The 26422-nt window shown below is 61.4% G+C and carries 24 protein-coding genes and 1 pseudogene; 11 read left to right on the plus strand and 14 right to left on the minus strand.

Annotated elements, in window-relative coordinates:
- Positions 1-77: 77 nt before the first annotated feature.
- Together AMK00_RS07500 and ndk are read left to right on the plus strand one after the other, a co-directional pair.
- Positions 78-766: pseudogene (locus AMK00_RS07500) on the plus strand (glutathione S-transferase family protein).
- Positions 767-847: 81 nt separating this feature from the next.
- Positions 848-1270: a nucleoside-diphosphate kinase gene (ndk, locus tag AMK00_RS07505; RefSeq protein ID WP_004680549.1), complete on the plus strand. Its 423-nt coding sequence runs from the start codon at positions 848-850 to the stop codon at positions 1268-1270.
- Positions 1271-1342: 72 nt separating this feature from the next.
- On the opposite strand, the gene AMK00_RS07510 is transcribed toward ndk, so the two are convergent.
- A complete protein-coding gene (locus AMK00_RS07510) occupies positions 1343-1846 on the minus strand; it encodes a hypothetical protein (RefSeq protein ID WP_064810057.1) in 504 nt (167 codons plus the stop codon).
- The gene (locus AMK00_RS07515) at positions 1843-2388 is read right to left on the minus strand and encodes a CGNR zinc finger domain-containing protein (protein WP_064810058.1); all 546 of its coding nucleotides are present in this window, start codon (positions 2386-2388) and stop codon (positions 1843-1845) included. Before AMK00_RS07515 ends, AMK00_RS07510 begins: the two co-directional genes overlap by 4 nt.
- Positions 2389-2452: 64 nt before the next feature.
- On the opposite strand from AMK00_RS07515, the gene AMK00_RS07520 reads away from it, so the two are divergent.
- The gene (locus tag AMK00_RS07520) at positions 2453-3349 is read left to right on the plus strand and encodes a branched-chain amino acid ABC transporter permease (protein ID WP_064810059.1); all 897 of its coding nucleotides are present in this window, start codon (positions 2453-2455) and stop codon (positions 3347-3349) included.
- A gap of 56 nt (positions 3350-3405) precedes the next feature.
- On the opposite strand, the gene AMK00_RS07525 is transcribed toward AMK00_RS07520, so the two are convergent.
- From AMK00_RS07525 to AMK00_RS07545, 5 genes are all read right to left on the minus strand, one after another.
- A complete protein-coding gene (locus AMK00_RS07525) occupies positions 3406-3861 on the minus strand; it encodes a molybdenum cofactor biosynthesis protein MoaE (protein ID WP_064810060.1) in 456 nt (151 codons plus the stop codon).
- A gap of 261 nt (positions 3862-4122) precedes the next feature.
- Positions 4123-4377 (minus strand): molybdopterin converting factor subunit 1, encoded by a 255-nt coding sequence (gene moaD / locus AMK00_RS07530; RefSeq protein WP_064801643.1) that lies wholly within the window; start codon positions 4375-4377, stop codon positions 4123-4125.
- Positions 4374-4964, minus strand: coding sequence for a CDP-diacylglycerol--glycerol-3-phosphate 3-phosphatidyltransferase (gene pgsA / locus AMK00_RS07535; protein WP_011424811.1), 591 nt, complete (start codon positions 4962-4964; stop codon positions 4374-4376). Before pgsA ends, moaD begins: the two co-directional genes overlap by 4 nt.
- A gap of 158 nt (positions 4965-5122) precedes the next feature.
- Complete coding sequence (gene uvrC, locus AMK00_RS07540; protein ID WP_064801645.1) at positions 5123-7162, minus strand: excinuclease ABC subunit UvrC; 2040 nt, start codon at positions 7160-7162, stop codon at positions 5123-5125.
- On the minus strand, positions 7159-7926 hold the full coding sequence (locus AMK00_RS07545) for an SDR family oxidoreductase (protein ID WP_064801647.1): 768 nt from the start codon (positions 7924-7926) through the stop codon (positions 7159-7161). The genes uvrC and AMK00_RS07545 overlap by 4 nt, the downstream gene beginning before the upstream one ends.
- A 365-nt stretch (positions 7927-8291) precedes the next feature.
- Between AMK00_RS07545 and AMK00_RS07550 the strand changes: the two genes are divergently transcribed.
- A complete protein-coding gene (locus AMK00_RS07550; protein WP_064810061.1) occupies positions 8292-8927 on the plus strand; it encodes an outer membrane protein in 636 nt (211 codons plus the stop codon).
- Positions 8928-9013: 86 nt separating this feature from the next.
- On the opposite strand, the gene AMK00_RS07555 is transcribed toward AMK00_RS07550, so the two are convergent.
- Together AMK00_RS07555 and AMK00_RS07560 are read right to left on the minus strand one after the other, a co-directional pair.
- Positions 9014-9610, minus strand: a complete 597-nt coding sequence (locus tag AMK00_RS07555; RefSeq protein WP_064810062.1) for a glutathione S-transferase — start codon at positions 9608-9610, stop codon at positions 9014-9016.
- 60 nt (positions 9611-9670) lie between these two features.
- Positions 9671-10540, minus strand: a complete 870-nt coding sequence (locus AMK00_RS07560) for a 23S rRNA (adenine(2030)-N(6))-methyltransferase RlmJ (protein ID WP_064810063.1) — start codon at positions 10538-10540, stop codon at positions 9671-9673.
- A 16-nt stretch (positions 10541-10556) separates the two neighbouring features.
- Between AMK00_RS07560 and AMK00_RS07565 the strand changes: the two genes are divergently transcribed.
- The 3 genes from AMK00_RS07565 (at position 10557) to AMK00_RS07575 (ending at position 14666) form a co-directional block, all read left to right on the plus strand.
- On the plus strand, positions 10557-12761 hold the full coding sequence (locus tag AMK00_RS07565) for a molybdopterin-containing oxidoreductase family protein (RefSeq protein WP_064810064.1): 2205 nt from the start codon (positions 10557-10559) through the stop codon (positions 12759-12761).
- A complete protein-coding gene (locus AMK00_RS07570) occupies positions 12758-13348 on the plus strand; it encodes an NUDIX domain-containing protein (RefSeq protein WP_064801656.1) in 591 nt (196 codons plus the stop codon). Before AMK00_RS07565 ends, AMK00_RS07570 begins: the two co-directional genes overlap by 4 nt.
- A 148-nt stretch (positions 13349-13496) precedes the next feature.
- Positions 13497-14666 (plus strand): alpha-D-ribose 1-methylphosphonate 5-triphosphate diphosphatase, encoded by a 1170-nt coding sequence (locus AMK00_RS07575; RefSeq protein WP_064810065.1) that lies wholly within the window; start codon positions 13497-13499, stop codon positions 14664-14666.
- On the opposite strand, the gene purN is transcribed toward AMK00_RS07575, so the two are convergent.
- Both purN and purM read right to left on the minus strand, forming a co-directional pair.
- A complete protein-coding gene (purN, locus tag AMK00_RS07580; protein WP_064810066.1) occupies positions 14663-15334 on the minus strand; it encodes a phosphoribosylglycinamide formyltransferase in 672 nt (223 codons plus the stop codon). The genes AMK00_RS07575 and purN overlap by 4 nt on opposite strands.
- Positions 15331-16404, minus strand: a complete 1074-nt coding sequence (purM, locus tag AMK00_RS07585; protein ID WP_064810067.1) for a phosphoribosylformylglycinamidine cyclo-ligase — start codon at positions 16402-16404, stop codon at positions 15331-15333. Before purM ends, purN begins: the two co-directional genes overlap by 4 nt.
- Positions 16405-16648: 244 nt before the next feature.
- Between purM and AMK00_RS07590 the strand changes: the two genes are divergently transcribed.
- From AMK00_RS07590 to ppx, 4 genes are all read left to right on the plus strand, one after another.
- Entirely contained in the window at positions 16649-17773 is a 1125-nt protein-coding gene (locus AMK00_RS07590; RefSeq protein WP_064801663.1) for an AI-2E family transporter, read from the plus strand.
- Complete coding sequence (gene hdaA / locus AMK00_RS07595) at positions 17766-18479, plus strand: DnaA regulatory inactivator HdaA (RefSeq protein ID WP_064810068.1); 714 nt, start codon at positions 17766-17768, stop codon at positions 18477-18479. Before AMK00_RS07590 ends, hdaA begins: the two co-directional genes overlap by 8 nt.
- A 65-nt stretch (positions 18480-18544) precedes the next feature.
- Positions 18545-20749, plus strand: a complete 2205-nt coding sequence (locus tag AMK00_RS07600) for an RNA degradosome polyphosphate kinase (RefSeq protein WP_064810069.1) — start codon at positions 18545-18547, stop codon at positions 20747-20749.
- Between the two features lie 11 nt (positions 20750-20760).
- The gene (ppx, locus tag AMK00_RS07605) at positions 20761-22281 is read left to right on the plus strand and encodes an exopolyphosphatase (RefSeq protein ID WP_064801668.1); all 1521 of its coding nucleotides are present in this window, start codon (positions 20761-20763) and stop codon (positions 22279-22281) included.
- A 270-nt stretch (positions 22282-22551) separates the two neighbouring features.
- On the opposite strand, the gene AMK00_RS07610 is transcribed toward ppx, so the two are convergent.
- The 3 genes from AMK00_RS07610 to rnd all read right to left on the minus strand — a co-directional run bounded on the left by AMK00_RS07610 (position 22552) and on the right by rnd (position 26300).
- A complete protein-coding gene (locus tag AMK00_RS07610) occupies positions 22552-23910 on the minus strand; it encodes an esterase-like activity of phytase family protein (protein ID WP_064810070.1) in 1359 nt (452 codons plus the stop codon).
- Positions 23911-24016: 106 nt separating this feature from the next.
- Positions 24017-25078, minus strand: a complete 1062-nt coding sequence (locus AMK00_RS07615) for an adenylate/guanylate cyclase domain-containing protein (RefSeq protein ID WP_064810071.1) — start codon at positions 25076-25078, stop codon at positions 24017-24019.
- 76 nt (positions 25079-25154) lie between these two features.
- Positions 25155-26300 carry a ribonuclease D gene (rnd, locus tag AMK00_RS07620; protein ID WP_064801674.1) on the minus strand — a complete coding sequence of 382 codons (1146 nt, stop codon included), beginning with the start codon at positions 26298-26300 and terminating at the stop codon, positions 25155-25157.
- Positions 26301-26422: the final 122 nt, after the last annotated feature.

Below are 26422 nucleotides of genomic sequence, written 5' to 3' on the forward strand. Positions count from 1 at the left end.
GCCATGAAATTTCCTGATTTGATCACGCTCGCTTTCTGTCGTCGAATGCAGGCAGATCAGACCTCGAAAGGATTATCATGACCAGAGCCCTCTATTCCCTCTGCGGCGCCGACGAAGGGCGCTTCTTTTCGCCCCATTGCTGGAAAGCGGTGATGGCGCTCGCGCATAAGGGGCTCGATTTCGAGGAGATCCCGACAACCTATGCCCGCATCCGTGAAATCGGCGGCGGCGTCTCGTCGACCCTGCCCGTGCTCGACGATAATGGCCGGCTGATCTCGGACAGTTTTGCCATCGCCCTCTATCTCGAAGAGGCCTATCCGGAGCGGCCGTCGCTGTTCAATGGCGAGGGCGGCAAGGCGCTGTCGCGCATGGTGGAGGGCTATTCGCAGATGATCATCCACCCGGCGATCATGCGGATCGCCCTTCTCGATATCCACGCGATCCTGGACGAAGGCGACAAGGCTTACTTTCGTCAGAGCCGCGAGGTCAGGCTCGGCAAGCCGCTGGAAGTCTTTGCCGCCGACAGCGAGGCGGAGAAGGCTGCCTTCGGCGCCAAGCTGGGCCGCTCCGTCACATGCTGAAGTTCCAGCCCTTCATCGGGGGGCAATCGCCGCTCTTTGCCGATTATATCGTCTTCGGCGCGCTGCAATGGCTGCGCGTGTCCGCAGGGCTGGCCATGCTGGCCGCCGACGATCCCGTGATCGCCTGGTTCGATCGCTGCCTCGATCTCCACCAAAGCCGCGGCCGGACTGTGACAGCGGCGTGAAATTGCCGCCGACCTCTTGTTTTCGAGCGTTGGGGCGGGTAAAGACCGCCCACTTTTCCCGAGAAAACAGAGGATTTGACTATGGCGATTGAACGCACCTTCTCGATGATCAAGCCGGACGCAACCAAGCGCAACCTGACGGGCGCCATCACCAAGATGCTCGAAGATGCCGGCCTGCGCGTCGTCGCCTCCAAGCGCGTCTGGATGAGCCGCCGCGAAGCTGAAGGCTTCTACGCCGTTCACAAGGATCGCCCCTTCTTCGGCGAACTCGTCGAAGGCATGACCTCCGGCCCGACCGTCGTCCAGGTTCTGGAAGGCGAAGGCGCGATCCTGAAGAACCGCGAGATCATGGGCGCGACCAACCCGGCAAACGCAGATGAAGGCACGATCCGCAAGGTCCATGCGCTGTCGATCGGCGAAAACTCCGTGCACGGCTCTGACGCTCCGGAAACGGCTGCCCAGGAAATCAAGTACTGGTTCTCCGACACTGAAATCGTCGGCTGAGGCCGCGCTTCGGCATTGCCTCGCAATAGCTTGAATTGACTCTCGAAAGCCGGGGCCTCGCCCCGGCTTTTTCTATGATGGGCACTTGTCGGTGTTCGAGAAATCGACGCTGCCGTCAGGCTTGAAGACTTCCGGGTTCTTGTCATAAAGCGCGCCGACGACGAGCGGCTTGCTCGGCAGCACCGTCTGGTCGAGGTCGGAGCGGAACTCAGTCTTCAATTGCTGCAGCACCTTGCCGTCCTTGTCGACCAGCCGGACGCTGACGGAATAGGGACGGTCCTTGCGCACGCAGTGCAGGTTTTCGCTCTGCAGCGCGATCTTGTCGTCGATCGGGTAGATTTTCTGGTTCAGCACCAGCGGCGCGCCGCCTTGAGGATTTTCGAATTCGGCGATGATGACCGAGCCGTCGGGAATGGGACCGGTCTTCTTCAGTGTCAGCAGATAGGTGGCACTCGCCACCCGATAGTTGAAGACGAAGAGATGGCCGGTGACCTCGACCAGGTTTTCGGCCTGACGCTGACAGGCGGATAGCGCAAGGCCGATTGCCGCCGCTGTGACGATCAGATGTCTTCTCATGGCGTCTCCTCCTTCTTGCGGCGATAGTGACGGTTCGCCTTGGCGCGGTTGCCGCAGACCGCCATGTCGCACCAGGCGCGGCTCCTGTTCTTGCTGCGGTCGATGAACAGCCAGCCGCAATTGCCGCAGATCTTCATGCGTTCGGGATCCGGCATGGCGATCAGCCTGAGCACCGAATGGGCGGTCGCCGCGGCCAGATTGCCAGGACTGGCTCCACGCAAGATCTTGGCCACCGCTTCCAGTAGTCCGGCCAGCAATTGGTTGTCGCTGCCGTCCAGTATACGCTTGCGGAAATAGAGGTCGATCGCATCCCTCAGCGCGAAGAAATCCGCCTCGTCTTGTGCTGCCAGCGGTGCGATCTCGCCGAACAAGGCGCGTTCGGCGCAGAATTCGGCGGCGGCGCGCGGGAAGTTCCGCATCTGCTCGCGGCTCGCGAAGCGGTCGATCCGCCGTTTTGGGTCGTCGCGCAGCACGACGCTGTTGGCGACATCGAGCGCCAGCGCGCCGCCGGCAAAACGGTGAGGGGTCCAGGAAAAGCTCATGATGAAATTATAACTGGCGAAATAGGTTTTACCAGTTATAATTTGCTGACGCGGAGTCCTCGGAATGGCTTATCTTCTGCAGCAGATGGCGAATGCGGTGCCGCTTGCCGCCCTCTATGCCGCGCTCGCCTTCGGATATGCCGTTGCCTTCGGCGTGACCAAGCGGGCCGATATCACCTATGGGGCGATCTTCGCCTTCTCGGGCCAGATCCTGCTGCTTTTTACCGAACTCGCCTATATCAGGTTCTGGCTGGTGCTGCCGGCCGCCCTTGCCATCGGCGCCTGCGCTGCGCTTATCTATTCGCTGGCCGCGGGCATCTGGATCGGCCGCTCGATCATGCTGCCGCTCGCCAGCAAATCGCCGAATACGGTGATCGTTGCCGCCCTCGGCATTATGATCGTGCTGATGGAGACCGCCAGACTCGCCGCCGATACGCGCGCCATCTGGCTGCCGCCGTTCCTGAACGATGTCGTCGTCTTCTGGAACGACGGTTCATTCAAGGTGACGCTCACTTACATCCAACTGATCGACACGGCGCTGATGTCAGCCATCGTCGCGGTCGGTGCGCTGATCCTCAGGCGCACGGCCTGGGGCCGCCTCTGGCGCGCCGTCACCGACGATCCGCTGGCCGCCGAGCTCTGCGGCACCAGCGCCAGTCGCGTCTTCCTTGTCGCCTATACGGCAGCCGCGCTCGTCGCCACCCTCTGCGGCATCCTCGCCACCTTCTATTACGGTTCGATGGATTTCGGCGCGGGTCTGATGTTCGGGCTCAAGGTGCTGCTGATCGCAGCCGTGGGCGGCTATTCCGATCCGCTGCGCTCGGCTGGCGGCGCTGCCGGGCTTGCCATCGTCGAAACCCTGTGGGGCGCTTATGGTCCCTTTGTCTGGCGGGATCTCGTCATCTTCTCACTGCTCGTCCTGCTGCTGGTTATGAGCCGCAGGGAGCGCGTGGTGCTTTAGAAATGGCGCATGATGTTATCCGAAAACCGCGCACACTTTTTGGCATCATGCTCTGATCACTTCCACTTGTCGCGCGCCGCATCGTCGGCGTCTTTGGCCGCGACCCAGTCGCCCTCGGCGCCGTCCTTGCCGTGCTCCTTCTTCCAGAAGGGAGCTGCGGTCTTGAGGAAATCCATAACGAAATTGGCGCCGTCGAAGGCCGCCTGTCGGTGCGGGGCGGCTGCGACGACGAGCACGATATTCTCGCCGGGAGCGATCTTGCCATAGCGGTGGATGGCGGTCAGCCCGAGCAGCCCGAAACGGGTGATGGCGAGTTCGCCGATGCGGGTCATCTCGGCTTCGGCCATGCCGGGATAATGCTCGAGTTCAAGCGCCACCAGCGTGCCGCCTTCGTCACGGCAGAGGCCGGAGAAGGTGACGACGGCGCCGACGCCGGCTTTGCCCTTGGAGAGGCGATCGACCTCGGCCTGCAGGTCGAAGTCCTCGCGCTGGACGCGGATGGTGGGGGTCACAGCGAAATCCTCCGCTGCTTTGAAGCCGCTGTGAAGAATGCGGAAAGGCTGCGCCGTGTCCGCCCCCCTCTGGCCTGCCGGCCATCTCCCCCACAGGTGGGGAGATTACAAGTGGGGTGATCTTCCCGCCCGTTTACCGTTTCGTTGGGCTGAAACGTTGATTGTTTGGAGAGACCGGTGCGCCCAGCCAATCTCCCTTCTTGTGGGGGAGATGGCCGGCAGGGCAGAGGGGGGTAGCGACATGGCACCACCGTCACCGTCTCATCCCCCCGTCATCGGAGGAAAGATCCCGATCTCACGGGGAGCTCCAATCGGCTCATCATGCTCGACATGCTCCATATCAAGAGCCACACGAATGACCTCGGGATATTGAAGTGCGGCTTCATATTCCTCGCCCAGCGTCTTCAAATGATTCAGAAGATCGGCAACGGTGACGACGGAGGAGGGGAGGTCGATCTCCTCCTCGCCCTTGCCGATGCGCTCGCGCACCCAGGCGAAATAGACAAGCCGCGTCATTCCTCGTCATCCACGATATGTTTCAGCCCGGCACGGAAATAGTCATAGCCGGTATAGATGGTCAGCAGTGCCGCGATCCACAAGAGCGCGATGCCGGTCTGCGTCGTATAAGGGAAAATCTCGTCGCCGGCCGGGCCGGCGAGCAGGAAGGCGATGGCAACGAGCTGCAGCGTCGTCTTCCACTTGGCGATCCGCGTCACCGGCACGCTGACCTTCAGCGCCGCCAGATATTCGCGCAGGCCGGAAACCAGGATCTCACGGCAGAGAATGATGATTGCCGCCCAGATCGACCAGCCGGCGATGGTCTGGTCGGCCGCGACCAGGAGAAGGATCGAGGCGACCAGCAGTTTGTCGGCGATCGGATCGAGCATCCGGCCGATATTCGACGTCTGGTTCCAGATCCGCGCGAGATAGCCGTCGAGAAAATCGGTGATCGAGGCGATGATGAAGATCCACAGCGCCACCCAGCGCGCCGTATTGCTGATCGACAGTCTGCCCTCGACGAAGAAACAGAGAACGATCAGCGGCACGGCGAGGATGCGGCCGTAAGTCAAAAGGTTGGGAAGGCTGTACGCACGCGATGCCATGGATCGTTTCTCTGAATTGATGCGCCGCTGCAGCGCCGCGTCTTTACGAAAACCGATTCCGATTTTCGGGTCGATGTAGATGACGGCTTTGGCCAGGGACCGTCAACATTCTTTCTGTCTTTTCACCGCCATTGCGTGGAATTTGCGACGGCCGCCGCTTATTTCGCGGCGTCGTCGTGGAAATGGTTATAGACCTGCTTTGCCACGGCTTCCGAAATACCTTCCACCGCCATCAGGTCGGACAAAGCGGCACGAGAAACCGCCTTCGCCGTGCCGAAATGCTGGAGCAGCGCGCGTTTGCGTGATGGGCCGATACCGCCGATCTCGTCGAGCGGGTTCTTGACCATTTCCTTCTTGCGCCGCGCCCGGTGCGAGCCGATCGCAAAACGATGCGCTTCGTCGCGCATGCGCTGGATGAAATAGAGCACCGGATCGCGCGGCGGCAGTGTGAAGCTCTCGCGCCCGGGCGGAAAGAAGCGCTCCCGCCCGGCGTCGCGATCGACACCCTTGGCGACGCCGATCGCCGTCACGCTGTCAGTGATACCGAGTTCGGCCAGGATGGCGCGCACCGCCGTCATCTGCCCCTGGCCGCCGTCGATGAGGATCACATCCGGCCAGGCGGGGAAGGGCATGTCGGCGGCGTCGGCAGCTGCTGCCTGCGCCGTCCGGTCGGGAATGCCTTCCTCCTTGATCAGCCGCGAGAAGCGCCGCGTCATCACCTCCTTCATCATTCCGAAGTCGTCGCCGGGAGTGATGTCGGTGGATTTGATGTTGAACTTGCGGTATTGGTTCTTCACGAAGCCTTCCGGCCCCGCCACCACCATGCCGCCGACGGCATTGGTGCCCATGATGTGCGAGTTGTCATAGATTTCGATGCGTTGCGGCGCATAGGCGAGCCCAAACGTTTCCTTGAAGCCTTCCAGCAGCCGCGACTGCGACGCCGTCTCGGCGAGCTTTCGCCCATGCGCTTCGCGCGCATTGCCGACCACATGCTCGACGAGATCGCGCTTCTCGCCGCGCTGCGGCACGAGAATGGAAACCTTGTGGCCGGCCTTTTCGCTGAGCGCTGCGGCGAGCAGTTCCAGTTCCTCGACGGTTTCCGACAGCATGATCTGTTTCGGCACCGGCTTATCGTCGTAGAATTGCGCGAGGAAGGCATTCAGAACTTCGGCGCTTGATAGTTGCGGATCGGCTTTCGGGAAATAGGCGCGGTTGCCCCAGTTCTGGCCGGTGCGGAAGAAGAATACCTGAATGCAGGAGACGCCGCCTTCGTGGTGGATGGCGAAAACGTCAGCCTCCTCGACGCCGGCCGGGTTGATGCCCTGGTGGCTCTGCACATGCGACAGTGCTGCCAGGCGGTCACGATAGATCGCCGCCCGCTCGAAATCGAGATCCTCGGCCGCCTGGTTCATGGCTTCCGCCATATGCGACTTCACCTTCTGGCTCTTGCCGGACAGGAAATCTTTCGCCTCCTGTACGAGCTCGGCATAGCCCTCGTCGCTGACCTCGCGCGTGCAAGGCCCGGAACAGCGCTTGATCTGGTAGAGCAGGCAGGGTCGCGTGCGTGTTTCGAAGACGCTATCGGTGCAGGTGCGGATCAGGAAGGCGCGCTGCAACGAATTGATCGTACGCCCGACTGCGCCGGCCGAAGCGAAAGGCCCGAAATAGTCGCCCTTTCGCGCCCTGGCCCCGCGATGCTTGAAAATCGCCGGCGCCCGGTGATCACCGGTGATGAGGATGTAGGGAAAGGACTTGTCGTCGCGCAGCAGCACGTTAAAGCGCGGCCGCAAGCGCTTGATCAGATTCGCTTCCAGAAGCAGCGCTTCGGTTTCCGTGCGCGTCGTCACGAACTCCATGTTCGCCGTCTGTCGCACCATCTGGGCGATGCGGTTGGAATGGACGCGGCCGACGGCGTAGTTGCCGACACGCTTCTTCAGGCTGCGCGCCTTGCCGACATAGAGCACGTCTCCCTCGGCATTGAACATGCGGTAGACACCGGGGCTGTTCGGTAGCCGCTTGACGAATTCGGCGATCAGTTCGGCGCCGACAAGCCCGGTCTCGTTGAGGCTGCCCACATTCCAGTCGACCGCAGCCGCCAGAGGGGCGGCGGAAACCTCGCCTTCCACCTCGATATCGTCTTCGCTCTCATCCGTATCGTCGTAGAGAACGCCGCCATCCGGCAGCTTTCGTCCGTTCATTCCGTAATCTCCGCCACGTCGGGCGTCTGCCAGGCAAGGTGCTGGCCGCCGTCGAGGGCAATCATCTGGCCGGTGATCGAGGGCGTGTCGTAAAGGAAGCGAATCGTTTGTCCGAATTCTTCCAGTGCCGGCCCTCGCTGCAAGATAAGGGCTGAGACCTGCGCTTGGAAGTCCTCCAATGCTTGCCGCTCGCTCGGCATCGAGGGGCCGGGGCCGATCGCATTGACGCGAATGCGTGGCGCCAATGCCTGGGCGAGCGTCTGCGTTGCCGTCCACAGCGCGGACTTGGAGAGCGTATAGGAGTAGAAGCTGGGCCTCAGTGCCCAGACCCGCTGATCAATGATGTTGACGATCATCCCCGCTGCCTCGGCGGGCACCTGCTGCGCGAAGGCTGCCGCAAGGATCGACGGCGCACGCACATGCAGGTCGAAGTGCAGAGCCCATGTGTCGGCGTTGAAACTACGCGCGGAATCATGCTGGAAGACCGACGCATTATTGACGAGCAGATCGAGAGGCCCGAGCGCTTCCGACGCCTTCGCGACCAGTTCGCCCGCCTCGCCGATATCGGTAAGATCGGCCTGCAACGCGACCGCTCTTTGTCCCTTTCGCCGCAATTCCGCCGCCAGCTCTTCCGCTTCGCGGAGGGAGCTGTTGGCGTGGATCGCGACGGAAAAGCCATTTGCAGCAAGGTCTTCGGCGATTGCGCGGCCTATTCTCTTGGCCGCCCCTGTTATCAGGGCTGAGCGAAGTCTTTTGTGGTTCAAAATCTTGCCTTCTGATCCCGCGAGTCTGTGTGCAACCTATATAAGGGCGGGCGGAGATTATATAAATAGGCGGCCACGGTTGCATCCATGGCCGAGATATTCTATGTATTATTTAATAATGTGATTTCTTAAAATCGATATTTTAAGTTTAACCATTCGGTAGGGTTAATGAAACCTATGTTGCTCGCAAGCAACATCGAATTTCCGCCATCCGGCAGCCACAATGATATCACAATTTGGCTCTTTCAAATCCGCAATTCAGTTCCAATTTCAGTCTCGATCCGGAAGGGACATCTGGCAATTTCCCCGCCAATGCTTCGCTGAGAGACAGATGATAAGCGGCGCGGGACTGAAAGGAGAAAAGTATGCGTGTACTCATTGCTGGCCTCATGGCCTCCACTTTTGCGATTGCGGGCTTTTCGGTAGCTCAGGCGGCTGATGCCGTCGACCAGGTTCCGGAAGCACCGGTTGCTCAGGAAGCCCCGGTCAAGCCGGCCGGCAACTGGGAGGGCTTCTACCTCGGCGGCGCCGGCACCTACAACATGGGTGATTTCGGTTCCGACCGCCACACCTACGGTTTCGGCGGCCAGGTCTTCACCGGTTACAATTGGCAAGCAGGCCAGATCGTTTACGGCGTTGAATCCGATCTCGGCTACAGCGGCGATGACGTCTCCTCGGGCGGCGTCAAGAATAAGTATGGCTGGAACGGCTCCGTCCGTGGCCGCGTCGGCTACGACATGAACCCCTTCCTGCTCTACGGTACAGCCGGTCTTGCCCTCGGCAACGTCAAGGTTTCCGACGGCACCTCGGACGAAAGCAAGACGAACTACGGTTATACGGTCGGCGCCGGTGTCGAAGCCTTCGTGACCAACAACATCACGACGCGCCTCGAATATCGCTACACCGACTACCAGAGCAAGGACTACGACCTCGACTCCGGCAGCTTCTCGCGCGGTTACGACGAGAACAGCGTCAAGCTCGGTATCGGCGTCAAGTTCTAAGCCGATTGAACATCCCAATATGCAGAAGCCGGGCTCATCGCCCGGCTTTTTGCTGTCCGGCGCTCCGTTTCAGCTCCGGATCAGGCTCAGGCGCTGGCTTTGAGCTCACGATGAGCAGGGAATTTCTTTTCGAATTGCGCCAGCCAGTCGACAAGCGGCGCGTGATCGGCTTCCCACTGGTCCTTGAAGCGCAGGTCGAGATAGTCGAGCGTGGCGGCCAGCGCGAAATGCCCGCCATTGAGCTTCTTGCCGAGTTTCGGCGGCTTGGCGCCGAGATGGGCGAGCCCGGCCGTCACCTTCTTCCATTGCCGGTCGATCCAAGGCTGGTGAACCTTTTCTTCCTCGCGGAAGCGGCGCTCGTAGACAATCGTCAGCAGGCAGTCGCAGATACCGTCGCAGAGCGCTTCGAGAACTTCCGCATCCGTGCGCTTGCCCTTCTTGGAGGGGTAGAGCCGGCCCTTCGTCAGCCTGTCGAAATAATGCATGATCACGACGCTGTCGAAGATCGAGGCTCCGTCATCGGTCAGAAGCGTCGGAATCTTGCCGAGCGGATTGTTGTTCACCAGGATCGCCGGTCCGGTATTGGTATCGACTCGGATGGCGTCGATCTCGATATCCAGAAAGTGCGCGGCCATCCGCACCTTGCTGGAATAGGGCGAGGCGGGTGAGCAGAGGAGCTTCATGGGACACCTGATGAGGCTGTGGGGCTGTGGGACGGACTATCCCCGATGCGGATTACCCGGTCAATCGCCCTTGACCGTCTTGTTCTCGCCGCGCAGCCAGAAGGCGCGGTGCGAGGCGAAGCGGTCCTGGGCCAGGTGATCCTTCAGCGCCGGAAGCATCTGGTGCAACTCATCCTTTAATGTGAAGGGCGGATTGACGATGACGAGGCCGGAGCCCGTCAATCCTGTCATCCCGCGATCGCTGCGAACGGTCAGCTCGGCGCAGAGCATTTTCGGAATGTCGAGCCCCTGCAGCGTCTCGTGAAATTCCTTGATCGGTGCGCCCTTCTTCAGCGGATACCATAGGCAGTAAGTGCCGCCGGGAAAGCGGCGATAGGCCTTTTCCAATCCCCTGGCCAGGCGCTCATATTCATCTTCTTCCTCGAAGGGCGGATCGGCGAGCACGATACCGCGCTTCTCCTTCGGCGGCAGATGCGCGCCGAGCGCCAGCCAGCCGTCGAGTTCGGTGACGCGGGCGTGGTGATCGCCTTCGAACAGCCGGTGCAGGCGGGCGAAGTCTTCGGGATGCAGTTCCATCGCCGACAGCCGGTCCTGCGGGCGGAACAGCATGCGCGCGAGCTTCGGCGACCCGGGATAAAAGCGGATGCCGCCCTCCGGATTGAGCTCGCGGATCGCCGAGAGGTAGGGCTCCAGCAGTTCGGAAACTTGGGCCCCGAGGTCTGCCTCCATCAATTTTCCGATGCCATCCTGCCACTCTCCGGTCTTTTGCGCTTCTTCGGAGGAGAGGTCGTAGAGCCCGATGCCGGCATGGGTGTCGAGCACCCGGAAGGCGCCCTCCTTCTTCTGCATGTAGCGGATCAGCCGCGCCAGCACGGCATGTTTCAGCACATCGGCAAAATTGCCCGCGTGGTAGATATGGCGGTAGTTCATTTTCGCTGATGCCCGTATGAATTCGTATCATGGGGAGTTTTTCTGGCTTTTGGCCATGCAGGCCTTGGCATATACAAATGCCATGAATATTGCGACCCCCATCGACGCCAAATCCCCGAAGCTGGACAGCAAGATCGGCCACACGGCCTGTCCGCACGACTGTCCCTCCACTTGCGCGCTGGAGGTTGAGATATCGGAAGACGGCCGCATCGGCCGCGTGCGCGGCGCCGGCGACCATTCCTATACGTCGGGCGTCATCTGCGCCAAGGTCGCCCGGTATGCCGAGCGGCTCTACCATCCCGACCGCCTGATGCACCCCTTGCGCCGCGCCGGCCCCAAGGGGGCAGGGCAATGGCAGCAGATTTCCTGGGACGATGCGCTGGATGAAATTGCCGAAGCCTTCATAAAGGCCGAGGCGAGGGACGGCAGCGAGGCGGTCTGGCCCTATTTCTATGCCGGCACCATGGGCTGGGTGCAGCGCGATTCAATCGATCGCCTGCGTCACGCCAAGCGCTACTCCGGCTTTTTCTCGTCGATTTGCACCAACCCGGCCTGGACCGGCTTCACCATGGCGACCGGCGTGCTCCGCGGGCCTGATCCGCGTGAGATGGGCCGCACCGATTGCGTCGTCATCTGGGGCACCAATGCGGTCTCGACGCAGGTCAATGTGATGACCCATGCCATCAGGTCGCGCAAGGAACGCGGCGCCAAGATCGTCGTCATCGACATCTACGATAATCCGACGATGAAGCAGGCCGACATGGCCTTGATCGTCAGACCGGGCACCGACGCTGCACTCGCCTGCGCGGTCATGCACGTTGCCTTCCGCGACGGCTATGCCGACCGGGATTATATGGCGAAATACGCCGATGATCCCGCCGGTCTTGAAGCGCATCTGAAAACCAGGACGCCGCAATGGGCGGCCGAGATCACCGGCATTTCGGTCGAGGAGATCGAAGCCTTCGCCCGCCTCGTCGGCACGACGAAGAAGACCTTCTTCCGTTTGGGCTACGGCTTTACCCGCCAGCGCAACGGCGCGGTCGCCATGCATGCGGCCGCCTCGGTCGCCACCGTTCTCGGCTCCTGGCAATATGAGGGCGGCGGCGCCTTCCATTCGAACAGCGATATCTTCCGCATGAACAATGCGGAACTGACCGGCCGCTCGATGAAGGATGCCGATATCCGCATGCTCGACCAGTCGCAGATCGGCCGCGTGCTCACCGGCGATCCGGTAGCCCTGCGTCATCGCGGCCCAGTGACGGCAATGCTGATCCAGAACACCAATCCGGCCAACATCGCCCCCGAGCAGCGCCTCGTCAGACGCGGTTTTGCCCGCGACGACCTGTTCGTCGCCGTGCATGAGCAGTTCATGACCGAGACGGCCGAGATTGCCGACATCGTGCTGCCCGCGACAATGTTCGTCGAGCATGACGATATCTACAGGGCCGGCGGCCAGAACCATATTCTGCTCGGCCCGAAGCTGGTCGAGCCGCCGCCTACCGTGCGCACCAATCTCTTCGTCATCGAGGAACTGGCAAAACGCCTCGGCGTCGCCGACCGCCCCGGTTTCGGCTTCACCGCCCGTGAAATGGTCGACCGCGTGCTCGAATCGAGCGGCCTGCCGGGTTACGACCATTTCCTCGAACACAAATGGTTCGATCGCCAGCCTGCTTTCGAGGAGGCGCATTTCCTGAACGGTTTTGCCCATCCGGACGGCAAGTTCCATTTCCGGCCGGACTGGATCAACCAGCCGGCGCCGAACAAGCCGCCGACTGCGATCGGCGCACTCGGGCCGCATGGGGAGCTTCCGGTCTTCCCCGATCAGGTCGATGTCATCGAAGTCGCCGATCCCGAGCATCCCTTCCGCCTCGCCACATCGCCCGCCCGCAACTTCCTGAATTCGAGTTTTTCCGAGACCAAGACCTCGCGTCAAAAGGAAGGCCGCCCGGAGGTGATGATCAATCCTGTTGACGCCGAAGCCAATGGCATCGCCCATGGCGAGCTCGTCCGCATCGGCAACAGCCGCGGCGATCTGCGCATCCATGCCCGCATCACCATCGAGGTCAGGCCGGGCGTGCTGATCGCCGAGGGCCTCTGGCCGAACAAGGCGCATGTGGACGGCGAGGGCATCAACGTTCTGACCGGCGCCGATCCGGTCGCGCCTTATGGCGGCGCGGCCGTGCACGACAACAAGGTCTGGCTTCGCAAGGACACGGTATGATGCAGCCGAAATCGCGGGTGAAGATCGTCGGCGAGGAAATCCTGTCGAATGGGTGGACGCGGCTGAGCAGCTATCTGCTCGACTATATCGACCGAAAGGGCGCGACACAGCGGCTGAAGCGGGAGGTCTACCACCGCACGCCGGCCGCTTGCATCCTGCTTTATGATCCGAAACGCGATCTCGTCGTTCTCGTCCGCCAGTTCCGTCTCGCCGTTCATCTGAACGGCGATCCCGCATGGATGATCGAGGTGCCGGCCGGCCTTCTTGATGACGACCATCCCGAACAGGCGATCCGCCGTGAGGCGATGGAGGAAACCGGTTACCACTTGCGTGAGGCCCGCTTCCTTTTCAAATCCTATCCCTCGCCCGGCGCTATCGCCGAGGTCGTCCATTTCTTCGTTTCCCTTATCGATACCACGGACCGCGTCGCGGAAGGCGGCGGCCTGGATGAGGAACACGAGGATATCGAGGTTCTTGAAATTCCGCTGGATGAGGCGACCCGGATGATCGAAACCGGCGAGATCTTCGACACCAAGACGATCGTGCTGCTGCAATGGGCAGCCTTGAACAGGCACAAAATTCGATAGCGGATGAGGCGGTCTTCGGGCGGCTTGGCGGTTAAGCCCATGACGTTTTCCGCTTTGAGATAATAGCGCTTACGATTTCATACGAATGTCATGGAGCGGTTCTATCCGCTGCGGCTTGTCAATCATCGGATCGGTCAGGAGAAGGCCCATGTGGCTCAACAATTTCACTCTCGTTCTCCCGAACGAGGTAGTGAGTGAAGGTTCCGTGCGTGTCGAGGATGGCGCCATCGCCGAGATCCGGCCGGAGCCAGTCGCCGGTGCGGCGATCGATGGCGGCGGGCGGCTGCTGATGCCGGGTTTCGTCGATCTGCACGGCGATATGATCGAGCGTGAGATCGCGCCGCGGCCGAATGCGACGATGCCGATCGATTTCGGCATTCACGAACTCGACAAGAAACTTGCCGCCGCCGGTGTGACGACAGCCTTTGCCGCGGTCTCCTTCGCCACCGAAAGCGTCTATGGCCACGTCCGCTCGCTGGAGACGACGTCGGCGGTGATCGAGGGCATCAACCGGCTGCGCGATGATCTGCTGATCGACCACCGCGTCCACGCCCGCTATGAAATCACCAACTTGGGAGCTGCTCCCGCGCTCGAGCGCCTGCTCAATGCCGATCAGATCGACATGGTGTCGCTGACCGACCACACGCCCGGCCAGGGCCAGTACAATAACCTGCAAAGCTACATCCTCAGCATTTCCGAGCGCCGCGCCATCTCCGAGGACATGGCCGCCGAAATCGTCGCCAAGCGCATTGCCATGCGCAGCAATCCAGACATTGAGGCCAAGTTGAAAGAGATCGTCGCGCTGTCGCTGAAGCACAGGCTCTCGCTTGCCTCGCATGACGATGACAGCGTCGAAAAGGTCGCCGAAATGCACGATCTCGGCGTCACCATCAGCGAGTTTCCGGTAACGGCACCCGCCGCAGAAGAGGCACGCCGCCGCGGCCTCTGGACGCTGATGGGCGCGCCGAATGCGCTGCGCGGCCAGTCGATGTCGGGCAATCTCAGCGCGCTCGACGCTGCAAGGGCCGGGCTGCTCAGCATCATCGCCGCCGATTATCACCCGGCTGCCTTTGTGCCCGGCATCTTCAAGCTCGCCGACATGGTGGAAGGCGGCCTGCCTTCAGCCGTCGCCATGGCGACCGGCAACGCCGCCCGCTCCGCCGGTCTCTTGGACCGTGGCGAAATCGCCATCGGCCAGCGCGCCGATCTGGTCGTCGTCGAGCCGGGCGAGATCAACCGCATCCGCGCCACCTTCCGCGCCGGCCGCTTCGTTTATAGCGATGGTACGCTGCATCCGCTGCGGGCGTTGGCGGCCTAAGCGAGGTCGCCGATCAGCGAGATGAGCTGGGCCTTCGGGGTAGCTGCCGAAGCCTCGGCGCCGACCGCCTTGCCGTCCTCCATCGTCACGCGGCCTTCGGCAAAGAGCCGCAGCGCCTGCGGGTAAATCTGGTGTTCGACGGTCAGCACCCGCGCGGCCAGGCTTTCGGCCGTGTCACCGGAGAGAATGGGCACGGCGGCCTGGCCGATCGTCGGCCCCTCATCCATGGCTTCGGTGACGAAATGCACGGTACAGCCGGCGATGCGCATGCCGGCGTCGATGGCCCGCTGATGGGTGCGCAGGCCTGGGAACAGCGGCAGCAGGGAAGGGTGGATGTTGAGCATCCGACCTTCGTAGCGCTGAATGAAGGTCGCCGTCAGCAGCCGCATGTAGCCGGCCAGGCAAAGAATGTCGGGGGAAAGCTCGTCGAGCGCCGAAAAGATCGCCGCCTCATGCGCGTCCTTACTGGCATAATCCTTGCGGGGAAAGGCGAAGGTGGCGATGCCCTCGGCCGCTGCCTTGGCAAGCCCGCCGGCCTCCGCCTTGTCGGAGATCACGCCGACGATCTCGGCCGGATAATCGGCCGCCTTCGCCGCCGCGACCAGCGCCATCATGTTGGAGCCGCCACCCGATATGAAGACGACGGCGCGTTTGCGCGGCGTGCTCATATGGCAAGCGTACCCTTGTAGACCGTGCCGGCAGCGCCTTCGGCGCGGGCAATCATCCGGCCGAGCATGACGACCTTTTCGCCTTCGGCTTCGAGCGCCTTGGATACCGCGGCGACATTCTCCTCGGCGACGACGACGATCATGCCGATGCCGCAGTTGAAGGTGCGCAGCATTTCCTTCGCTTCGACGCCGCCCGTCGTGGCGAGCCACGAAAATACCGTGGGAACCTTGACGGCGGTAAGATCGATCTCGGCTGCCAGATGCTTCGGCAGCACGCGCGGAATATTCTCCGGGAATCCGCCGCCGGTGATATGGGCGAGCGCCTTCAGCGCGCCGGTCTCGCGGATCGCCTTCAGAAGCGGCTTCACATAGATGCGGGTCGGTTCGAGCAGCGCTTCGCCGAGCTTCTTGCCTTCGGCAAACGGCGCCGGCGCGTCCCAGCCGAGGCCGGACAGTTCCACGATCTTGCGGACCAGCGAGAAGCCGTTGGAATGGACGCCGGAGGAGGCGAGACCGAGAATGACGTCGCCTTCGGCAATGTCGCCGGAGGGGAGCAGCTTGCCGCGTTCGGCGGCGCCGACGGCAAAGCCGGCAAGATCATAGTCGCCGGAGGAATACATGCCGGGCATTTCGGCGGTCTCCCCGCCGATCAGAGCGCAGCCAGCCTCGCGGCAGCCGGCGGCAATGCCGCCGACAATCGCCGCACCCTGATCGGGATCGAGCTTGCCTGTCGCGAAATAATCGAGGAAGAACAGCGGCTCGGCGCCCTGGACCACGAGGTCGTTGACGCACATGGCGACGAGGTCGATGCCGACAGTATCGTGGTAATCCGCGTCGATTGCGATCTTCAGCTTGGTGCCGACGCCGTCATTGGCGGCGACGAGGACCGGATCGGTAAAGCCCGCCGCCTTGAGATCGAAGAGCCCGCCGAAGCCGCCGATCTCGCCGTCGGCGCCCGGACGGCGCGTCGAGCGCACAGCCGGCTTAATCTTCTCGACGAGGAGGTTGCCGGCATCGATGTCGACGCCCGCGTCGCTATAGGTCAGGCCGTTTTTTCCAGACTGGCTCATGCTGGTCTCCGATGGCTATTTCCAGGCGGCAGACGCGCCGCGTCATCTGCCGGTCGCAATTGCATGACAGGGGCATTTATGCAAGCGCTGCATGGGAAAAGCCCCCAATTTCCCGTGTCTTTAACCGGCCTGTCCGGGATTTGGCGTGATAGGGTTGACCATCTTTGCGCCTGCATCCTATGTGCTGAATGGCCGCGTCGGACAAGAGGCGGCGTTCGGCGGCGGCGAGTGAAACGGGGAAGCAATGCCACAGCATGTCAGCGGCAACAGTCTGAAGCGCCAGATCTTCTTCTGGCTGGCCGTGCTCGTTTTCTTCATCGCCTTTCTCTATGTCTTCAGCTCGATCCTCTTGCCGTTCATCGCCGGCATGGCGATCGCCTATTTCCTCGATCCCGTCGCCGACCGGCTGGAGCGCCTGGGCCTCAGCCGCATGATGGCGACGGTCGGCATTCTGATCGCCTTTGTCATCGTCTTTGCGCTGGCGCTGATGATCCTCATTCCCGTGCTGATCAGCCAGTTCAACGATTTCGCCGAGCGCCTGCCGAGTTATATCAGCCAGCTGCAGAAATTCATCGCCCAGTCGCAGCATTCGCTGCTGCCGCAGTGGATCAGGAGTCAAGTCGGCACGATCAAGGATAATTTCTCAGGAATCCTCTCCGAAGGCATGGGCTTTCTGACCGGGCTCTTCGCGCAGATCTGGAATTCCGGGAAGGCGATCGTCGACGTCATCTCGCTGCTCGTCGTCACCCCCGTCGTCGCTTTCTATATCCTGCTCGATTGGGACCGCATGGTCGCCAAGGTCGATCAATGGATTCCGCGCGATTACGTGAATGATGTCCGCCAGATCGCCAGTGAGATCGATCAGGCAATCGCCGGCTTCATCCGTGGCCAGGGCTCGCTCTGCCTCATTCTCGGTATTTATTATGCCGCTGGCCTTTCCCTCGTCGGATTGAATTTCGGCCTCTTGATCGGCCTCTTCGCCGGTATGATCAGCTTCATTCCCTATGTCGGCTCGCTGGTCGGCCTCGTTCTCGCCGTCGGCGTGGCAATCGTGCAATTCTGGCCAGATTATCCCTGGATCGGCCTGGTGCTGGTCGTCTTCTTCAGCGGCCAGTTTCTGGAAGGCAATATCCTGCAGCCGAAGCTCGTCGGCTCCAGCGTCGGCCTGCATCCGGTCTGGCTGATGTTTGCGCTGTTTGCTTTTGGCGCGCTCTTCGGCTTCGTCGGTCTTCTGGTTGCCGTGCCGGCGGCCGCCGCCGTCGGCGTCCTTGTCCGCTTCGCGCTTTCGCGTTACCTTCAGAGCGATCTTTATTTTGGCGGGTCGCCGAGCGCCCGCGCTCAGAAGACGAAATCAGTTCCCAATGAGTGACGTGAAGAACGCTGATCCGAAGCGCAAGGCCGGAGAGCAGCTGCCATTGGCCTTTTCGCACGACGCCGCAAGCGGCCGCGACGATCTTCTGATTTCGGAGCGGCTGGCCGCCGCCGTGTCGATCGTCGACGCCTGGCCGGCATGGCCGTCGCCGGTAGTCGTGCTCGCCGGCCCGGTCGGTTCGGGGAAATCGCATCTCGCCCGCATCTGGCAGGAGTTGAGCGGCGCCGTCAGCATTCATCCCGAACTCGGTTCGGACGCGGCTGTCGCTGCCGCTGCCGGTCCGGTGCTGTTCGAAGATGCCGACCGCCTCGGCTTCGACGACAATGCGCTTTTCCACGTCATCAACAGCGTGCGCGAAAACGCCACCAGCCTGTTGATAACAAGCCGTCTCTGGCCGATCTCCTGGCCGGTTTTGCTGCCCGATCTGCGCTCGCGTCTGAAAGCTGCGACCGTCGTCGAGATCGGCGAACCCGACGAGGCCTTGCTGTCGCAAGTGATCGTCAAGCTCTTCGCCGACCGGCAGCTTTATATAGATGACAAACTCGTGCTCTATATCGTCAACCGGATGGAGCGGTCGCTGAACGCGGCCCAGATGATCGTCGAAAGGCTCGACCGGCTGGCCCTGTCGCGGGGTACGAAAATCACCCGAGCTCTTGCTGCCGAAGTATTGAATGAATTGGGAAATTCGGAACCGGCCGATTGACTGTCACAGTTCCGTCGTGAAACTGATATAATTGCCGTCGCGATTGAAAACGGGGTAAGCCGACCATGGACAGCGCAGTCGCAGAACATCAGGAACTCACTCCGGAAACCAACGACAACGTGCCCCCGCTGGAAGAGTTGCTGGCAAGTCCCGAGCGCTTCATCAACCGCGAATTCTCCTGGCTGCAGTTCAACCGCCGTGTCCTGGAAGAGACGCTGAATACCGAACATCCGCTGCTCGAGCGCGTCCGCTTCCTGTCGATTTCGGCCGCCAACCTCGACGAGTTCTTCATGGTGCGCGTCGCGGGCCTCGAAGGCCAGGTGCGCCAGAACATTGCCATCCGCAGCCCCGACGGCAAGACGCCGGCCGAACAGCTCGATTCGATCTTGCAGGAGATCGACCATCTGCAGATGGAGCAGCAGGCCTCGCTCGCGGTGCTGCAGCAGTATCTCGCCAAGGAAGACATTCTGATCGTGCGTCCGGGCGCCCTGAGTGATGCAGACCGCCAGTGGCTGGCGGCCGAATTCGAACAGGCGATCTTCCCGGTGTTGACGCCGCTATCCATCGATCCGGCCCATCCGTTCCCCTTCATTCCCAATCTCGGTTTTTCGATCGGGCTGCAGCTCGTCAGCAAGAATGGCCGCGAACCGATGACGGCACTGCTGCGCCTGCCGCCGGCGCTCGACCGCTTCGTCCGCCTGCCGGATGACGCGAACACAATCCGCTACATCACGCTGGAAGACGTCGCCAATATCTTCATCCACCGTCTCTATCCGGGCTACGAGGTGCAGGGTTCCGGTACGTTCCGCGTCATCCGCGACAGCGATATCGAAGTCGAGGAAGAGGCCGAGGATCTCGTGCGCTTTTTCGAGACGGCACTGAAGCGGCGCCGCCGCGGCAAAGTCATCCGCATCGAGACCGATTCGGAAATGCCGGCCTCGCTGCGTCAGTTCGTCGTGCAAGCACTCAGCATCCCCGACAATCGCGTCGCCGTTCTGCCGGGGCTCCTGGCGCTGAACACTCTGTCCGAGATCACCAAGGCGCCGCGCGACGATCTCAGGTTTCAGCCCTACAATGCGCGATTTCCCGAGCGCGTCCGCGAACATGCCGGCGACTGCTTCGCCGCCATCCGCGAGAAGGACATGGTCGTCCATCACCCCTATGAATCCTTCGATGTGGTGGTCCAGTTCCTTCTCCAGGCTGCGCGCGATCCTGACGTTCTGGCGATAAAGCAGACGCTTTACCGCACCTCTAACGACAGCCCGATCGTCCGCGCTCTGGTCGATGCCGCCGAAGCCGGCAAGTCGGTGACGGCGCTGGTGGAACTCAAGGCCCGTTTCGACGAAGAGGCGAATATCCGCTGGGCGCGCGATCTCGAACGCGCCGGCGTGCAGGTCGTATTCGGTTTCATCGAGCTCAAGACCCACGCCAAGATGTCGATGATCGTCCGCCGCGAGGAAGGGAAGCTCAGAACCTATTGCCACTTGGGAACTGGCAACTACCACCCGATCACCGCCAAGATCTATACGGATCTCTCCTATTTCACCTGCAATCCCGTCATCGCCCACGACATGGCGAACATCTTCAACTTCATCACCGGCTACGGCGAACCTGAAGAGGGTATGCAGCTCGCCGTCTCGCCCTATACGTTGCGCTCGCGTATCCTGCGCCACATCGAGGAAGAGATTCAGCATGCCAAGAACGGTGCGCCGGCGGCGATCTGGATGAAGATGAACTCGCTTGTCGACCCCGACATCATCGATGCGCTCTACCGCGCCAGCCATGCCGGCGTCGAAATCGATCTCGTCGTGCGCGGCATCTGCTGCCTGCGTCCGCAGGTGCCCGGTCTCTCGGAGAAGATCCGCGTCAAGTCGATCGTCGGCCGCTTCCTCGAACACAGCCGTATCTTCTGCTTCGGCAACGGCCATGGCCTGCCGTCGGACAAGGCGCTGGTCTATATCGGCTCGGCCGACATGATGCCGAGAAATCTCGACCGCCGCGTCGAGACCATGGTTCCGCTGACGAATCCGACTGTTCATGAGCAGGTCTTGTCACAGATTATGCTCGGCAACGTGATTGACAATCAACAAAGCTACGAGATATTGCCCGACGGTACGTCGCGGCGCATGGAAGTGCGCAGGGGCGAGGAACCGTTCAATGCGCAGCAGTATTTCATGACCAATCCGAGCCTGTCGGGCCGTGGTGAAGCTCTGAAATCAAGCGCGCCGAAACTGATCGCCGGTCTGCTCGAAGGCCGCAACAACATGTAAAACTGGACCATATGGTTGAATCTGAAGCCCAGGGGCGCCTTCCAGGGATCGCCCCGGTCTCCGTCGTCGACATCGGATCGAATTCCATTCGTCTTGTCGTCTACGAAGGCCTGTCCCGTTCGCCTACGATCCTCTTCAACGAAAAGGTCCTCTGCGGCCTCGGCAAAGGCATAGCCGTCACCGGCAAGATGGATGAAGAGAGCGTCGCCCGGGCTCTGGCGGCGCTCCACCGTTTCAAGGCCCTGTCCGATCAGGCGCGGGCCGCCACCATGTATGTGCTGGCGACGGCCGCCGCCCGCGAGGCGAGCAACGGTCCCGACTTCATCCACCAGGCCGAGACGATCCTGCAGCGCCACGTCCGGGTGCTGTCAGGTGAGGAGGAGGCTCGCTTCGCCTCGCTCGGCATCATCAGCGGCTTCTTCAATCCTGACGGCATTGCCGGCGACCTCGGCGGCGGTTCTCTTGAACTGATCGACATCAAGGGCAAGGAGGTCGGCAAGGGCATTACGCTGCCGCTTGGCGGTCTGCGCCTGTCGGAATATGCCGGCGGCTCGCTCCCCAAGGCGCGAACTTTTGCCCGCAAGCAGGTGAAAACGGCAAAGCTCCTGGCGAAAGGCGAGGGGCGCACCTTCTACGCCGTCGGCGGCACCTGGCGAAACATCGCCAAGCTGCACATGGAGATTACCAATTATCCGCTGCACATGATGCAGGGTTATGAAGTGTCGCTCGAAGCGATGATGCTGTTCCTCGATCAGGTGGCCACCGCGCGCGATTCCAAGGAGCCGGCCCTTCAGGCGGTCTCCAAGCATCGCCGTTCGCTGCTGCCCTTCGGCGCCATCGCCATGAAGGAAGTATTGAGCGTCATGAAGCCGTCGGTGATTTCCTTCTCGGCGCAAGGCGTGCGCGAGGGATATCTCTACTCGCTGCTGTCGGAGGCCGAGCGCCGCGCCGATCCGTTGTTGGCTGCCGCCGGCGAACTGGCGATCCTGCGTGCCCGTTCGCCGGAGCATGCCCGCGAGCTGGCGGAATGGACCGGTCGGATGATGCCCTTGTTCGGCGTCCAGGAAACCGAAGAGGAAAGCCGCTATCGTCAGGCCGCCTGTCTGCTTGCCGATATCAGCTGGCGCGCCCATCCCGACTATCGCGGCCTGCAGGCGCTGAACGTCATCGCCCACTCCTCCTTCGTCGGCATCAGCCATCCCGGCCGCGCCTTCATCGCGCTCACCAATTATTACCGTTTCGAGGGCTTGCATGACGACGGCGCCACCGGTCCGCTGGCGCAGATCGCCACCCCTCAGTTCATCGACCGCGCCAAACTGCTCGGCGGCATGCTGCGGGTCGTCTATCTCTTCTCGGCCTCCATGCCCGGCATCGTCAAGAACCTGACCTTCCGCAAATCGTCAAATCCGGACTTCGACCTCGAATTCGTGGTGCCGCCGGAATACCGGGACTTCGCCGGCGAGCGCCTGGACGGCCGCCTGCAGCAGCTGTCGAGGCTGACGAACAAGAGGCTGGCGTTTCGGTTCGAGTAGGTTGATTTGCGGCGGTTGGGCCATGGGGCACCCCCTCTGCACTGCCGGGCATCTCCCCCACAAGGGTGGAGATTGGCAGGAGGTGATCGCTCGGTCCCTTTCCAGCAATCTACTGATGCTAAGCAGTATTGTTTGGCGGAATCGTTGCGCCCAGCCAATCTCCCTACCTGTGGGGGAGATGCCCGGCAGGGCAGGGGGCGCACGGCACAACCGCTGCAACAAGGGCGGCACTGACGCACCGCCCTCTCAATCTCACACTAGAACCCCCAATTACTTAGCATTCAAAAACTCGCCAACCTCGAGCAGGCTGAACTCGTTGTCATCAGCCTTGTCGACAGAGCGTCCGGCCGAGAAGGGCAGATTGTTGTCGTTACCGATGATGATGTGCGTGGCGTCGACGCGGTCGACGTTTTCGATGGTGACGAACGGCATGTCATAGACGCCGTCCTTGCTGCCAGCCTTCTTTTTGTTGTCGGGGTCCTGAATATCAAGGAGATCGATGTAACCGATCTTGCGTACAGCCTTGCCGGCATTGGCATCGTTGAATTCGATCTTGTAGACGCGCTTCAGCACGGCCGGAGCTTCGAAGCAATCCGGCTTCGGCTGCTTCGGGTCGGCACAGGCCTTGTCGCTGGTACCGGCGCCGCTGTCGCGCTCGATGACGAGAGCGGTGGCGTCATCGAGCATGTTGAAATCGCCGATCGACACGCCCTTGCCCTCGAACGGATAAAGCCAGCTGCGGCCGGTCCACTTCTTCGCGGCGACGTCGAATTCGATGACGCGGATGGCTGTGTGGCCGTCGGCTGTTTCCATCGTGCCGTCATCCTTGTAGATGGCGCCTTCCAGCAGGCCGTAGAGCTTGGATCCGTCCTTCGACATGGCAAGGCCTTCGAAGCCGCCGGAGCGCTTCAGGTTGAAGACCGGCATCTTGGCGGCCGGATTGCCCGGCAGCTGGATCAGCGGATTGTCGGGCGAGAGAACCGGCTTGCCGTCGAGCGTGGTCGGGATCACGTCCGTCAGGCGACCTTCGGTATCGACCTTGAGGATATAGGGACCGAATTCATCGCCGAGCCAGAAGCCGTCGGCAACCGGCTGAATCGACTCGATGTCGAAGTCGGCACCGCTGAGGTAGCGCGTATCCGTGCCTTCGAGCACGATCGGGAAGGGGGCGATCTTGTTCGGATCGGAGAGGAAGAGGTTCTTGACGACCTCAGCCTTGTTGGCAGTCCAATCGAACTTCATCTGGTGCAGGAACAGCATGGAGTCAGACGAGTTGGCCTTGGAACCGAAGCCATTATCGGAGAGCGTCCAGAAGGTGCCATCGGCCATCGTCTTGATGCCCGAGAAACCCTGGATCGGTTGGCCGTCGAACGGAAGCTTCAGATCGGTCACGCGGGCGCCGTCCTTGCCGGGAACGGTGCCGAGCGCTTCGGTGCGCTTGCGGTCCGGCGTCGTGAACTTGCCGGAATGCTTGAGGAAGTCAGGCGCGTCGGCCGGAGCCGGGACCATGGTGTTGGCAGGCAGGATCGCCTGGCCAGCGAGCTTGGCCGGGAACTGCTGCTGGTCGGCCGAAACGGGGCCGGCAATCAGCATGAAAAGCGATACGGACGCAAAAAGGAGGTTCTTCATAATATCCCCATGAAACGGATGCGAATGGCTTCCGCTTAACAGGGCTTCCGTATCAGCGAATTGACGGTTGGGTGAAGCTTTGGTGACGCGTGATAAATGGACTTGCTCAGCCGTGCAGAACGACTGCGGGCGTGTTCAGAACGGTCACCGCACGCGAGGACAGTGCCATGACGCCGAGTGCCTGGCCGCGTCCCTTGACGGCATGGATCCCGAGATCTTCGCAGGAAATGTCGTCGGGAAAAGTCATGCGCCGGGCCAGCTCCGTGGAGATCAGCACCTGCCGGTTCAGGCTGCGGCAGAGCGTCTCCAGCCGGGCGGTCGTATTCACCGTATCGCCGAAATAGCTGATCTTGTGGTGGTCGACGCCGACTTCCGCCGTGATGATATCGCCGCCATGAAGGGCAACGCGAAGCTTCGGCACCTGGCCGTAATTTTTCCGCCAGCCGGCGGCATTGGCTTCGATATCGGCGAGGATATCGAAGATGCAGCGAACGCAGCGCGCATCCTTGACGCCGCGGGCAAGCGGCCAGGTAATGATCGCCGCATCGCCGACATAGTCGTTGATCATGCCCTTGTGGCGCCGCACTGGTTCCGCGAAGGTCGCAAACAGTGAGCTCAGCAGCTGCTGTGCTCTGAGGTCGCCATGTTTTTCGGCAAAAGCTGTCGAATCGACGAGATCGATGAAGAGGAAGACACGCTCTTCCTTGACCGGATTGCGATAGCGGCTGATGAGCATGCTGACGAATACTTCGCGGCCGAGCAATTCCCGGACGCGCAGGATGAAGATCAGTGCCGAGCAGACGGCAAGCGCATAGAGGAAGACCTCGAACGGCATGATGACGAGGTCGAGGAACGACGACGGCTTCAGCATGCCGAGCGACCAGAGCAGGAGGCCGGCGCAGGCGAAGCCGATGCTCATCAGGATCTCGTAGATCACCAGTTCCGTGATGATGAACACGAAGGTCGGCAGACTCTGGATGCGTCTGTAGAGGGTGCGAAACAGAACTTTGCGCTCGAAGGCGAGAATCGGCATGCCGATGAAGAGCGCGAAGATCGCCCCGATGACGGGCGTCTGATTGGAGTAGAACATCAGATCGTAAACGACGCCGCTGGCAGCCAGCACGATCGCGATTAAAATCCAGTTCTGCGTTGGAGATATTTCCCGCATGCCGCCTCGTCGCCTGAGGTTTCCTCCAGTCATTGTTTCAGCTGGGAAAAAAGCGTCAAGCGAATTCGATTTGCTTTCAGAGGCTGACGGTTTCAACCTTTCGGCCGGCGAAACGCAGCCCGATCTGGCCTTGGATCAGCTGCAGCGCCGGCTCGCCGAAAAGATCACGCCGCCAGCCGTGCAGGGCAGCGACATCGGCCTTCTCGCCATCGGCGGCAATCTTATCGAGATCCTCGCTGTTGGCGATCACTTTCGGCGCCACGCCATGTTTCTCCGAGATCAGCTTCAGCAGCACCTTCAAGAGTTCGACGGCGGCAGCTGCGCCTTCCGGGGCCTGTGCCTGACGAGGCACATGCGGCATCTCGGCTTTCGGAAGGGCGAGCGCCGCATTGACCGCCTCGACCACCGCCGTCCCGGCGGCCGAACGCTCCCAGCCCTTCGGAATGGTGCGCAGGCGGCCGAGCGCTTCGGAATCCTTAGGCTGCTGCTGGGCGACCTCATAGATCGCATCATCCTTCAAGACGCGCGAACGCGGCACATTGCGGGCCCGCGCCTCGCGCTCACGCCAGGCGGCGACATATTTCAGGACCGCCAGCTCCTGCGGCTTGCGCAAGCGCATCTTCAGACGCTGCCAGGCGTCGTCGGGATGCATGTCGTAGGTTTCACGCGCTTCGAGAATGTCCATTTCCTCGCGCAGCCACGATGTGCGGCCTTCCCGATCGAGTTCGGCCTTCAGCGACAGGTAGACATCGCGCAGATGCGTGACGTCGGCCAGCGCATATTCCAGCTGCTTTTCGGAGAGTGGTCGGCGGCTCCAGTCGGTGAAGCGCGACGACTTGTCGATATGGACGTTCTTGATGCGGCTGACCAGCTGGTCATAGGAGACGCTGTCGCCGAAACCGCAGACCATGGCTCCGACCTGCGTGTCGAAGATCGGATGCGGAATGAGATTGCCGCGATTAAAGATGATTTCGATGTCCTGGCGCGCCGCGTGAAAGACCTTCAACACCTTCGTGTCCGCCATCAGCTCGAAGAAGGGGGCGAGGTCGATGCCCTTCGCCAGCGGATCGACGAGAACTTCCAGTGTCGGGCTTGCCATCTGGATCAGGCAGAGCTCCGGCCAAAAGGTCGTTTCGCGCAGGAATTCGGTGTCAATGGTGATGAAGTCGGACTTGGCCAGCTCTTTGCAGGCGGCCGCCAAATCGGCGGTGGTTTCGATCATATCAATTCATTCGCAAGGAAAAGGTTGGTTGAACCTTCCTTCTCCTTTCGCTTCGATATGTCAATACAACAGCACAGGCTTCGCGCATTGCTGAAGAAGAATCACGTCCAAACTGAGGCAAG

Origin of the sequence: Rhizobium sp. N621, assembly GCF_001664325.1 — a bacterium.
Lineage (GTDB): Bacteria > Pseudomonadota > Alphaproteobacteria > Rhizobiales > Rhizobiaceae > Rhizobium > Rhizobium esperanzae.